The 12,844-nt window shown below is 52.1% G+C and carries 7 protein-coding genes; 5 read left to right on the plus strand and 2 right to left on the minus strand.

Translation table 11 applies throughout. The annotated features are described in order from the left end of the window. Positions 1-782: 782 nt before the first annotated feature. On the plus strand, positions 783-1,184 hold the full coding sequence (locus Q0294_RS02140; protein ID WP_299460436.1) for a hypothetical protein: 402 nt from the start codon (positions 783-785) through the stop codon (positions 1,182-1,184). Between the two features lie 446 nt (positions 1,185-1,630). Further along, entirely contained in the window at positions 1,631-3,133 is a 1,503-nt protein-coding gene (locus tag Q0294_RS02145; RefSeq protein ID WP_299460438.1) for a TolC family protein, read from the plus strand. Positions 3,134-3,196: 63 nt separating this feature from the next. Here the strand turns inward: Q0294_RS02145 and Q0294_RS02150 are convergent, their stop codons facing one another. Beyond that, the gene (locus Q0294_RS02150; protein WP_299460440.1) at positions 3,197-3,430 is read right to left on the minus strand and encodes a hypothetical protein; all 234 of its coding nucleotides are present in this window, start codon (positions 3,428-3,430) and stop codon (positions 3,197-3,199) included. A gap of 554 nt (positions 3,431-3,984) precedes the next feature. Here Q0294_RS02150 and Q0294_RS02155 point away from each other — a divergent pair. The 3 genes from Q0294_RS02155 (at position 3,985) to Q0294_RS02165 (ending at position 11,683) form a co-directional block, all read left to right on the plus strand. Continuing rightward, a complete protein-coding gene (locus tag Q0294_RS02155; RefSeq protein WP_299460443.1) occupies positions 3,985-6,075 on the plus strand; it encodes an efflux RND transporter periplasmic adaptor subunit in 2,091 nt (696 codons plus the stop codon). 3 nt (positions 6,076-6,078) lie between these two features. After that, a complete protein-coding gene (locus Q0294_RS02160; RefSeq protein WP_299460446.1) occupies positions 6,079-9,555 on the plus strand; it encodes an efflux RND transporter permease subunit in 3,477 nt (1,158 codons plus the stop codon). Between the two features lie 394 nt (positions 9,556-9,949). After that, positions 9,950-11,683, plus strand: a complete 1,734-nt coding sequence (locus tag Q0294_RS02165) for an EAL domain-containing protein (protein ID WP_299460448.1) — start codon at positions 9,950-9,952, stop codon at positions 11,681-11,683. Here the strand turns inward: Q0294_RS02165 and Q0294_RS02170 are convergent, their stop codons facing one another. Next, positions 11,684-12,022 carry a DMT family protein gene (locus Q0294_RS02170; RefSeq protein ID WP_299460450.1) on the minus strand — a complete coding sequence of 113 codons (339 nt, stop codon included), beginning with the start codon at positions 12,020-12,022 and terminating at the stop codon, positions 11,684-11,686. Positions 12,023-12,844: the final 822 nt, after the last annotated feature.

The following is a 12,844-nucleotide window of genomic DNA, read 5'->3' on the forward strand; positions in this document are numbered from 1 at the left end:
CTTTCAGCAATACCATCTGCTGTATTTGGATCGTTTCCAATTCTTTTAGCAAGGCTATGTCTTTGTCAAATATTTCATCTTCAGTAAGCGTTTTGTCCTGAAGAATCATATCGGTTCTTTAGTCACCGAGTGCGACACCATGCTTATTTAAAATGAGAATAACCATGGTGGATTCGGCGTGCGAGGGAGTTGATTCACAAGCAAAGACCGTATGTAAAGTCGGAACATTAAAACCCACAGTGAGTTTGTATCTACATTTTATGGAAAGTTCCGTCACAACTGGATACCATATTGACATCCCCTGAATCAAGAGCAAGGAATAAACTCAAATGGCGCTGACGAAGTGTAGGGAATGTGGCCGGCGGATTAGCAAGAAAGCCCGAGTTTGCCCTGGGTGCGGTGCTACAGTCAAACGAAATAGCAGCAATTTAGCATTAGGCTGCGTTGGGATGATGGGGCTATTTACGTGCTTTTTGTGTGCGGGAATAATTGGCATCGGTTAGAGTGTATCTGACAATCAAAAAGAATCATCTCCATCAAGAGTAGAAGTCAACTCAAGCAATAACAGCGTCCTCAGTTCTGCAGCCCCTTCTCAAGGTGTTCTTGATGGCGTCGATTTCACAATCATCAATGATGATACAGTTCATAACATCAAGAGAAGCCTTGATATTAGGCTCGGCAAGAAAGTTTCTAAGGACCAACTTCAGGCACTTGCGATTAAACTCAAGTCGGAAGACCCTCAAAAATATGAAAGAACTTTTATTTGTTATTATCTGCCAGGAATGATTATCGATTCAGGGGCATGGGCAACGACACATTTTAATCCTGAATTAGAAGTGAGGATTTTAGGTCTCACTACAGATGAAGAAAATAAACTTAGGCAATTACCGTCAATGAAGCCACCGGGGTATCTTGGCAGTTGGTTCATCGATGATGGACGAAGAGTCTCCATATATAAAAAAAATGGTGTTTTCTACATGCAAACAATGTTTAGTGATGGAAGTAAAGGAGAAGACCAGCTTGCTGAAAAACAATATGAAGGAGGCAGAAAGTTTGTGCGGGTGAAATATTCAGACCCTATGGACGACTTTTATGTCATTGACCAAGATTCAAATTTGCAACACTGGTCTTCAGATGTCGATGGCACTCACGTTTTGTATAAAACGGCAGAAAAATTGAATTAACCCGCTGAAATTTCACCACCTCCCACCACTGGGACGGTATCTAAGACAGTTCACCAGACTGATCCTACCACAACTCTCAATCGCTGCCACTTCCGTTTATCGACAATGAAACCGGGGCATGGTTTCCTGTCGTGATCATCGCTACAAAACAGAGCTTCTATGCGAGGTCGTTCCCACAGTAGGATGAACTCACAACCTGTTTAAGCGATACAAGCCACAAAATCTGCCAGGCTGATAACCGTTCGTGTGACTGCCACGTTCGTTATAACTGGTACAACCACAATCAGATTTCCGTAATGACCGCTGGATTCGGCAATATACGGGCAATCGGACCCTGGATTGTGTCGATCTTTTCCGTGGACCGTGCCATTTTCATTTATCACCGCTGACGATCTTTGCCCGCGTGCGCGGAATGAGCTTGCAGTGGATATCAATAAGGTTGCAGGATGACGGATCATCCCTCAGTCAAAGTGCGCGGCTTCGGTCTGCTGCTCGCGGCGGTTTTTGTCGCCGGATGTGCCACGAATGCAGCCACCGTGCAGGATTCGGCCTCTGTGAAATTAGAGGTCGACAGTGATCGGGTTGCGCGTGCGCCGCTTGATATTGATAATGTGTCGAAATCCGAAGCGAAGATCGTACAGGTCAACTCCGAGTCTCAGGAAGCGGATCTTGCGGATGACACGCGATCGGAACTGGTCATTCAACAGCCATTTCCAATCCATGCCTTGAGTGAACTGGAAATCCTGGCCGTCGATCAGAACCCTCGACTGGTGAAGCTCTATCAGGATTATAATGCGGCTTCGGCCCGGTCCCGTTATGTCAACAAACTGCCCGACCCGAAGGTGGGGGCGAATGTGTTTGGCGCGCCGATTGAAACGGCGTCCGGCTCTCAACGGGCCGCACTGGGTGTCAGTCAGATGATTCCCTGGCTCGGTAAATTAAACGCGGAAGAACAGCGCGCCTGTTTCGAAGCGTTTGCCGTGCGGGCCGACTATCTGGCGGAACGTCTGCAGGTGATCGCCGCCGTGCGTACGGGCTGGTATCGGCTGTACGTCATCGATCGGCAAATTGCCACCGCGAAGGCGAATCAGCAACTGCTGAGATCACTGATTGATGTTGCCAATGCGCAAGTCGCTACCGGAACTGCGACACAGGGAGATGTGCTGCTGGGAACATTGGAACTGAGCAAGCTGGAAGAGCGACTGCTCACGTACCGGAAATTGCGCGTGGCCGTCCAGGCGGAAGTGAATCGACTGGTCGCACGGGACGCTGATATCCCGGTGATTGTCGCGGAAGAACTCGAAATCACACTGCCGGCATTGTCGTCCAAAGCCATTTATCAAAGTGCGTTAAGTTCTCAGCCGGAAATTCAGGCTGCCCAACTTCGCACGCAGGCTTCGCGCTGGGGAATTGAAGTCGCTCACTTAAGTCGGCGTCCCGAACTGACCATCTCGGCGAATTATTTTGTGACGGATGGCAACCGTCCCCCTTCAAAGATCGTAGACGTCGGCCAGGATCCCTGGGCTCTCGGTGCCCAGATCAGTATTCCACTCTGGAAAGAGAAGTATGATGCGCTGGAAGATGAAGCGACCTGGAAACATCTCGCTTCAACGAATTCCGAAACCGAACTGCTGGACCGGTATGATGCGCTGATTACCGAATTACTGGCGGAAGCCAGACGCGCGGAAGAGACGGCGGAACTTTACAAAGAGACGATCCTGCCCCAGGCCCGTCAGACTTTAAGAGCCGATCAGGAATCGTATTCCCGCGGGGCAGTCGAATTTGATCGTGTCATCCGGGATTATCGGAATCTGCTGACTCTCGAACTGGGTTTTCATCAGGCAAAGGGAGAGCTTGCCATCTCGCTGGCGCGGCTCAGTCGTGTCAGTGGACAGGATCTTCCGTTGACTGATTTGCCAACGCTGCCTGGTCTTCCGGCTGCAGAGTGACGAAAATCCGTCTGGACTTCATGCCTCTCAAGCGATACAGTATTAATTGAGGTCTTTGAAGTTTTATTCGGGAGTGACTCCATGCGGGTGATCAGTCGAGCGATGTGTCTCTGGATGACGACAGCAATGCTGTTGATTCAGACGCTCTGTCCCGCAAACTTGTCTGGCTGCTGCTGCAGTCAAACCAACTCCGGTGGCTCCCCATTGCAGCAGCAAAGCTGTTGTTGCCAACTCACTCAGTCTGCGAGAGTTCTCGAAACCGGACAGAAAAGCTGCTGTGCTCAGAAAACGCGGCACGTTGATGCTTCAGGCTGTGAGTGTGGCTCTGCCCGTTGTTGTTGTGGCCGGAGCAGCAGTCTGCCGGCGCTGCCTGTCCAATCGAACCAGGGCCAGGAAACAATGCTCCTGCTTCAGTTGCTCACCCAAGATGTGGCAGGCTGTTTTTCGCACCCTCAAATCCAGGCATTTCATGCGTCGGAGTTTCCGCCACGCTCTCTGCTTTCGCAGAAGGCTGCGCAGGTTCTGTTCTGCGTCTCTTTGATCTAAGCTGCTTTCAGACTTTCGAAAGCGATCTTGTTGAAACCGCATTTTTCATGCGCACACGGTTTCCTGAGATTCCGGTCTCCAGTTCATAGATCAAGTCTGTTTTCCGTAAATGAAAAACAGCGCGGTGCAAAATGGCTTATGAAAACAGATCTCAACGATTGCCAATCAAGACTTCGCGCACAATATATTTAAGCGATCCATTACAGAAACAGAGCGGCTGGTTAGTTTTTTTCCGGCACGGTCCAATGCTGGTCAATTGTGACTGGCTGGCCGCTCTCTTAATACTAATGATCCGGAGGGGACAGATGACGGCGTCTTCCACGAATGAACCAGCGGCTGATGAAACGAATTCGGCACCACACCCCGACGCCAAATCGACGCGCTGGTGGATGAGAAAACTGCTGCCGGCAGGATTGTTCCTGGCGGTGGGCTTTTTGTTGATTGTATTGCTCGGCGTGGCACAACGCGTGGGCTGGATTCAAACAGGAACACCGTCTGCCGCCACGACGACGCAGGATGGCAAACCGCAGATCTACACCTGTCCCATGCATCCGCAGATCCGTCAGCCCCAACCGGGGCGGTGTCCCATTTGCGGGATGACGCTGGTTCCCGCGTCCCAGTCGGGCAGTAACATCGATCAGATGGCCATTAACATCGACCCGGCGCAACGACGTCTGGCAAACATTCAGACGGCCGAAGTCAAATTGGAACCCGTCAGCAGCGTCATTGAAACCATCGGCGCGATTGAGATCGATGAGAGTCGGCAGGCCACGATCGCCGCGTATATTAACGGACGGATCGAAAAACTGTTCGCGGACTACACCGGTGTCCAAGTCGAGAAGGGCGATCATCTGGCGATTGTCTACAGTCCCGAGCTTTATTCAGCACAGATTGAATTGCTGGAATCGCGAAATGCACTGCAAAAGATGACGTCAGGTGCGCTGGCTGCTGTGCGCGAGGTGCAGGGGAAACTGGTTGCCAATTCCCGGCAGAAACTTGTCGAACTGGGGATGACGGAAGCACAGATCAATCAGTTATTAACCAGCGGAAAAGCGGAGTCGCGTCTCACAATCTACGCCCCGATGGGAGGCACGGTGACTCAGAAACTGGCTGAAGAAGGGAAATACATCAAAGCCGGCGAGCCGATCTATCGCATTGCCAATCTAACCACGGTCTGGCTCATGCTGGAACTCTATCCGGAAGATGCGTCGCGCATTCGCTTTGGTCAACTGGTGGCAGCCGAACTGCAATCACTGCCCGGTAAAGCTCTGAAAGGGCGGGTCGTGTTCATCGATCCGACCGTCAATCAATCCCGGCGGACCGTGGGAGTGCGTGTCGAATTTCTGAATGAGGACGGACAACTCAGGCCCGGCGATTATGCGAAAGCACAGATCACCGTTCCCATCGGCCCGCAAGGAAACGTTTATGATGACGAACTGGCGGGAAAGTGGATCAGCCCCATGCATCCCCAGATCATTCGCGACCAGCCGGGGGACTGTCCAATTTGTGGCATGAAACTCGTGCCCACATCGCGCTATGGTTATACCGAACATCCCGTTGCCCAGCGGGAAGCACTGACGGTTCCTCGTTCCGCCGTGCTGTTGGCAGGTAATCACAGTGTGATTTATGTGGAAACGAAACCGGGGCGTTTTGAACTCAGAAACGTGACACTCGGCCCGATGCTGGGAGATCGTGCTGTGATACTGGACGGCGTCAAACAAGGCGAGAAAGTCGCGACGGCCGGCAACTTTCTGATTGACTCTCAGATGCAGTTATCCGGCAAGCCAAGTTTGATCGACCCGACGCGTTATACGCCCGAGAAAAAATCGGACAAACGCAATACGCCGCTCAAATTCGAATCGATTCAAATTCAAAAGCTCTCGGGGCCACCCGGCAAAACGCTCGATGAATTGTATTCCACCTATTTCAGCATTCAGAAAATGTTCGCATCGGACAAAAAAATTACGGAAGCGCAGGCAAAGGCGTTGAATCAGCTTTCCGCACAGTTAGCCGGCGATTCCAGACTCAGTGAACCGGTCAGAGCAGAATTGAAGCAGATCGCAACCGATGCGGAGCATCTGCCTCATCTCTCACTCGATGAGGCACGCAAGAAATTCAAGACGATCAGTCATGCGGTTGTGACGCTGGCGACTCAAGTCCGCAGCGATGACAGCCATCTGTCGTTTCATCATTTCTTCTGTCCGATGGTTCCGCAGGGGGAGGGAGACTGGCTGCAGGCTGATGACAAACTGCTGAACCCCTATTTCGGCAGCAAGATGCTGCACTGTGGTGAGCTGGTCAGCACGTTCGAGCCTGCCGTTAAAAAAACAGAGACGTCAAAACCGGGGACGCAGAAACCGCAGGACAAATCACCTTCAAGGCCTCAAGGAGAATAAACCATGTTACGTGCCTTGATCGGGTTCAGCATTCGTGAACCGCTGATTATGCTTATTGTGACGGCGATCCTCATCGGTTTCGGCTTGTACGGCGTCCACGAAGTCCCCATTGATGCCATTCCCAACATTGGTGAAAATCAGGTTATCATCTTCACTGCCTGGCCGGGACGATCGCCGAAGGACGTGGAAGACCAGGTGACTTATCCGCTCTCTGTTTCAATGCTGGCCGTTCCCGATGCCGAATCGGTGCGCGGAAAAAGTCTGTTCGGTTACAGCTTCGTGCAGGTCACGTTTAAAGACAGCACCGATTTCTACTGGGCCCGTTCCCGCGTCGCCGAACAACTGGGCACCGCTGCAGCGCTGCTGCCGGAAGGCGTCGTCCCAACATTGGGGCCGGATGCCACCGGGTTGGGGCAGGTGCTCTATTATGTGCTGGAGCCACCCGAAGCAGGTATGAACCTGGCGGAGCTCCGCAGCCTGCAGGATTTTGTCGTGAAGTACGAACTGCAGGCCGTTCCCGGTGTGAGTGAAGTGGCCAGCGTCGGCGGCTACGTGCGCCAGTATCAGATCGAAATCGACCCGGACAAACTCCGCTTTCACGATATTCCCCTCGATCTGGTGATCGACGCCGTTCGCAAATCGAACATCGATGTGGGCGCGAAGACCGTGGAATCAGGGGGCATGGAATTCATTATCCGTGGACGTGGCTTCATCGGCGCGGATCAAAACACGACGAAAGCGGTCAGTGATATTGAATCGACGGTCGTTCGTTCCCGCGATGGTGTGCCGATTCGTATTCGTGATCTCGGGCAGGTTCAACTCGGTCCGGAATTCCGCCGGGGTGCGATTGACCTGAATGGTGCGGAAGCCGTCGGCGGTGTGATCGTCATGCGTTTTGGCGAAAATCCGCGGAAGGTGATTGACCTCGTCAAAGCGAAAATGGCACAAATTCAGCCGAGCCTGAAAGGGGTGACATTCAAAATCGTCTACGACCGGACCGGTCTGATTAACGAGACCATTGCCACTTTGACCACAGCGCTGACCGAGGAAGTGATCATTACCGCGGTGGTGATCCTGCTGTTTCTGCTGCATCTGCGCGCCAGTCTGGTGGTGGCAATTACGCTGCCGATTGCAGTGCTGATGGCGTTTATCGCTATGAATATATTCAGTATTGATGCCAACATCATGTCGCTGGCCGGAATCGCGATTGCGATCGGCACGATGGTCGATATGGGGATCGTCGTTTCTGAATCGATCTATGGTCAACTGGCTGAGTGGGAAGCGAAAGGCAGGCCGGGGGGGAAAGAGAAGAGACTGGAAGTCATCTATGAGGCTGCCGTTGAGGTCGCGCCCGCGGTCGTCACTGCGGTGATGACTACGGTGGTCAGCTTTCTGCCCGTCTTCATGCTGACCGGTCGCGACTATAAACTGTTTGCGCCGCTCGCCTGGACGAAAACCTTTTCCATCACAGCGGCGTTGATCGTCTCTATCACACTGGTGCCCCTTTTGAGTCGTCTGTTTCTCGCTTCGAATCAGCGGAGTCAACGACGCAGAATCATTATCTCAAGCGTGTTTACTCTGGTATGCGGATTGCTGGCAGGGACGGCAGGCGCGAATTACGTCAGTCAACTCCCCGTCAGTCTTCCCGTATTGATCATCTTGTGCGCCGGTATCGGCGGGATCTGCTGTTACTGGGTGTTGAGTGAACGGTTGCGACCGGTTGATGAAAATCCGATAGGGAAAACGATTCACGTTCTCTATGAACCGACACTGCGGTTTTTTATGGCGCATAAGCTGCTGTTCTTCTCGTTTCCCACCTTCGTCGTACTGCTGGGGCTGGGCGCCTGGGTGGGGATGCCTGTGGTGTTAAAACCGTTCGAAAAATTTGCGAATTCCCTTGGAGTCGACGCGAACGAAGTGCCCGGTTTTGTGGCGGCCAAGCATCTGTTTCCCGGGTTGGCTTCCAACGACTGGATTGCACTCGATGAGGGGAGTTGGTTTTACATGCCGACCCTGTACCCTGCGGCCAGCTTTTCGCAGGCGCTGGAAGTCCTGCAGACACAAGACACGCTGATTCGAGAGATTCCCGAAGTCGAAAATGTGTTAGGGAAAATCGGTCGTATCGATTCCGCTCTCGATCCCGCGCCGGCAGCGATGATCGAAACGTATGTCATGCTTAAGCCCGTCGATCAGTGGCGGCCTGGCGTCACTACAAAAGATATCTGGGAGCAGATTAACGCGGTCGCTACGCTGCCGGGAGTCACGCCTGCCTCGCCGCTGCAACCCATCGAAGGGCGGGTGGTGATGCTGCAGAGCGGCATCAAAGCACCCATGGCGATTCGCATTTATGGCGACAGTCTGGACGGACTGGCGAAGGCGTCGATCGCCGTCGCCGACCGGCTGAAACAGATTCCCCAGGTCAACGGGGCGACAGTAAACCCTGATATCGTGTTGGGGAAACCGTATGTGGAATTTGACGTCAACAGAGAAACGGCGGCGCGGTATGGCATGTCAACCGCGATGGTCAATCAAATTATCGAGACCGCTCTGGGAGGTTCGAATGTCACCAGGACCGTTGAAGGCCGGGAACGCTACCCGATTCGCGTCCGTTACGAGCGAGATCTTCGCGAACAGATCGATACTTTGAATCGACTGCCTGTCGTCACGCATTCGGGAGAAGTGATACCGCTATCGCTGCTGGCAGAAATGAAAACCACGTGGGGACCGGGCGTTATTAATAGTGAAGATGCCCGTCTGGTGGCGCATGTCTCATTTTCGTCATCGGGTCAGGAAGGAGCGCTCGAAACGATTGATGCCGTCGAAACCAGTCTGCACGCCGCCCAGCAGGATGGGGCGTTAAGCTTGCCCACCGGTTACGCGTTGAAAGCAGTCGGATCATTTCAAAACCAGATCGAAGCCAACAATCGACTGCTCTGGGTTGTGCCTTTGGTTATTCTGACGAATCTGTTCATTATCTATTTACAGTTTCGTAACCTGCCGATCGCCCTGGCTGTCTTCTCTGGTATTCCAGTCGCGTTCGCCGGAGGAATGATCTTTCTGGCAATCAACGACATTCAGATTAATACTGCGGTCTGGGTCGGCTTTATTGCCCTGTTTGGAATCGCCGTTGATGATGGCGTGGTGATGACCACTTATCTTGATCAGGTCTTTACGCGCAAAAGGCTCTCGACCAATGAGGATATTCGGGATGCGGTTGTCGAAGCAGGGCTCAAGCGAATTCGTCCGTGTCTGATGACGACGTTTACCACGATTATCGCGCTGCTGCCGGTCATCTTTTCTACCGGTCGTGGCTCCGACGTTGCCAAAGCGATGGCGTGGCCTGTCATCGGCGGCATGACAGTGGCGCTGTTGACCTTGTTTGTGGTTCCGGTGCTCTTTGCTTCGTATCAAGAATTCAAAATGAACCTCGGGACGAATGACCGTTACTGGGCCGGTACGGAAGAAGTTTCTCCAGACTGATCCTGCCACAACTCTCAATTTGTGAATACGTTCGTATATTGATGACGTGATTCTTACAAGGCGTTCTGCCCCCGATGATCTCGTACCTGGCAGGGTTTCAAGCCGAGATTGCCCCCCTTAATGGGAGGAACTCACCTCCAGTTGATGCGATACAATCCGCAGAACCCGTACGAAACCTGTGCGCGTGGAGGAATTTCATGCCCCTGTCTACTTATTGCGATTTGTTGCCTTAATCGGACCTAGACTTACTTCACGCTTGAGAAGTGATGCCTGCAGAGCACATGAACACAGTTGCTTATCTGAAACGTTACTCGATCAAAGTAACCAGGAAAGACAGGACGAATTTGGTTGCCGAGTTGAGTTGAACGAGAGAGCAAATTAAAGGCAGATAAAAGTGACTAGCAAAAAAACGGAATCGATTAACTCTGAGCTGACTTGTCTGCAGGCATTTCGCAATGCCGTGGACGAGGCGGGGATCGTTGCCATCACCGATGTTCGGGGAAGAATCCTTGAGGTCAATGACAACTTCTGTGAAATTTCGGGCTACAGCCGCGATGAACTGCTGGGTGCGAACCACCGCATTCTGCGTTCCGACCATCATCCCATGGAATTTTTCAAGGAAATGTATCGTAAGATCGCCAACGGCAAGACCTGGCGCGGCGATATTTGCAACAGGACCAAAAATGGCGATTTGTACTGGGTTGATACGACAATCGTGCCTTTGCTCAACCAGTTGGGAAAGGTGGGGGGATATCTGACACTGCGGATTGATATCAGCGAGCAAAAAGACTTAGTGGAACGACTGCAACAGCTCGCTCACCACGATCCGCTGACCGGCCTGCCTAACCGGGTTGCGATACTGGAATCCATTCAGAAGGTGATCGATCTCAGATCGGGTAAACATTTTGCGCTGTTGTTCATGGACATCGACCGTTTCAAACTGATTAACGACAGTCTCGGGCATGACGTCGGTGACAAACTGTTGCAGGAGTTTGCCACACGTTTGCGAAAGTCGGTGCGGGCGACGGATTTGATTCAGGCTGCACGACTGGGGGGCGACGAGTTTGTTGTTTTGCTCGAGAACATTTCTGATCCCCATGATGCGACGTTGGTTGCGGAACGGCTGATGAAAACATTAGCGCAACCGTACGAACTGGGCGGCTATACGATTTACTCGAAAGCCAGCGTCGGGATTGTGACCAGCGAACATCTCTCGGAAACAGCGAGTGAAATGCTGAGTAACGCGGACATGGCCATGTACGAGGCCAAAGCTGCTAAAATGGACCGTCCGATTGTTTTCGATCGTGTCCTGCGCGACAAAGCCCAGAAGCGGCTTTACATTGAGAACGAACTACGAGATGTGATCGCACGAAATGAGCTCAAACTCTTTTATCAGCCGATCGTCGAATTGGAATCGGGAGCGGTGAAGGGGGTCGAAGCGCTCATTCGCTGGTTTCATACGGAGAGCGGATTGATCAATCCGGATGAATTTATTCCGGTCGCCGAAGAAATGGGTATGATTATTCCCATCGGTAATTTTGTGATTGATGAAGCGTGCCGGCAACTTGGCGCATGGCGCAAGTCTCTGGGAGAGAACGCGCCTGCGAATCTGCACGTCAATGTTTCGCGTAAACAGTTAGAGCATCCGACGCTGGTCACAATCGTCAAACAGGCGATTCAGAAGCATCAGATCCCGCCGGATTGTCTGCATCTGGAAGTCACCGAAAGCATCATCATGCACGATCGTAAAACGTCGATCGAAACGCTGAATCAACTGAAAAAACTGGGTGTACATATTGACGTCGACGACTTTGGCACGGGATATTCGTCATTGTCGTGTCTCGGCGATTTTCCGATCGACGTCCTGAAGCTGGATCGTGAGTTCATCAAGAAATCAGATCGCAGCCGCGAAGTGATGTTGATTCACGCCTTGATCATTCTGGCAGAAAAACTGGGCCTGGAAGTGATCGCAGAAGGCATTGAAACACCGGAACAACTGGCCCTCCTGCGGAAATTAGGCTGCGGATATGGACAGGGCTTTTTCTTTTCCAAACCGCTCAGTGCAGAAGATGTGGCGCTGTCGATTCTCAACGCGAATTGGAACACACCTCACCTGACGATCGTCTGATTACGTTCTGAAAACAAAATAGACCGCGCCTGCCAGACAGAGTGCCGCCCAGAGGTAGTCCAGTTTGAGTGGCTGATTCATATAAAACAGCGCGAACGGCACGAAGACCGAGAGCGTGATTACCTCCTGAATAATCTTTAATTGCCCGAGTGACAGTTCCGTATAACCGATGCGGTTCGCGGGAACCTGAATCAGATATTCAAAGAAGGCCACCCCCCAGCTGACAAACACGGCCACAAGCCACGGCTTGTGGTTCAGCTCTTTCAGATGAGCATACCAGGCAATCGTCATAAAGATGTTCGACATCACAAGCAACAGGACGGTTTGGACAATGACCAAGTTCGGATCTCACTGGCTCAGGTGAAAAAGAAACGTCGTTTAGATTCAATCGTTCCACTGACGAGATCGGCGACAGACAATGTTCGACCACGATTGTGGGGTACGTGCGGGTATTTTAAAAAATGTCCGTGCCGGGGAAAAGCCTCGCGGGGTGAGCGAGAATCTTATTACAGAATTAGAGACCAGTGTATTTTCAACGCATCAAAGTCGAGTTCCCGGTTCCAGTGGTCATTCCACTCAATCCCGGTTTAGGTCCGACTGGTTAGGATTCAGGCCGAGAAGCAGCGGTTCGTAGATCGGGCACGTACTGAGGTCGGCCGGACTGTGTCCTTCTAAAAATGCCTGAAGTGCGATGAACCGTTGCCGGTCTGCCTGTTCCCTACCGATCTGCCTCAGGCAGTACGCGATCTGCACAGTCCGGTAGAGACTCACATCTTCAAAGCGATCAAAATCCCGTTCAAACGCAGCGCATCTTTCTGCAGCCGCTTATTTATGATCGTGAGGAAATGCATCACTCATAACAGCAAATAAGAGAACCAGTAGAACACCACCGGCACCGCGAGCGGGACAATGAGCGGGTCACCCTGAATCAACAGGGGCACTCTGAAATTGAGAAACCGTTTCACTCCCGTCAACAGCGGCCGACTGAAAATGAGAAAGAGGACCAGCCCGCCGAAAAACTCATCGATCAGTGTTCCCAGAAACGGTGAAGGGACTGGTGTTGGTAATACTCTGTTATACTGGAAAAACTATAGAATTGCAGAAGTAAATGACGGTGGCGCTGTTGACATTGTTTGCGGTTCCGCAGCTCTTTGCCTCGAA

Source organism: uncultured Gimesia sp. (assembly GCF_937919775.1).
Taxonomy (GTDB): Bacteria; Planctomycetota; Planctomycetia; order Planctomycetales; family Planctomycetaceae; genus Gimesia.

Excerpts from the sequence above, each read along its gene's own strand:
- Q0294_RS02140 (WP_299460436.1), top strand. The coding sequence starts at position 783 with ATGATTATCGATTCAGGGGCATGGGCAACGACACATTTTAATCCTGAA.
- Q0294_RS02145 (WP_299460438.1), top strand. The coding sequence starts at position 1,631 with ATGACGGATCATCCCTCAGTCAAAGTGCGCGGCTTCGGTCTGCTGCTC.
- Q0294_RS02155 (WP_299460443.1), top strand. The coding sequence starts at position 3,985 with ATGACGGCGTCTTCCACGAATGAACCAGCGGCTGATGAAACGAATTCG.
- Q0294_RS02160 (WP_299460446.1), top strand. The coding sequence starts at position 6,079 with ATGTTACGTGCCTTGATCGGGTTCAGCATTCGTGAACCGCTGATTATG.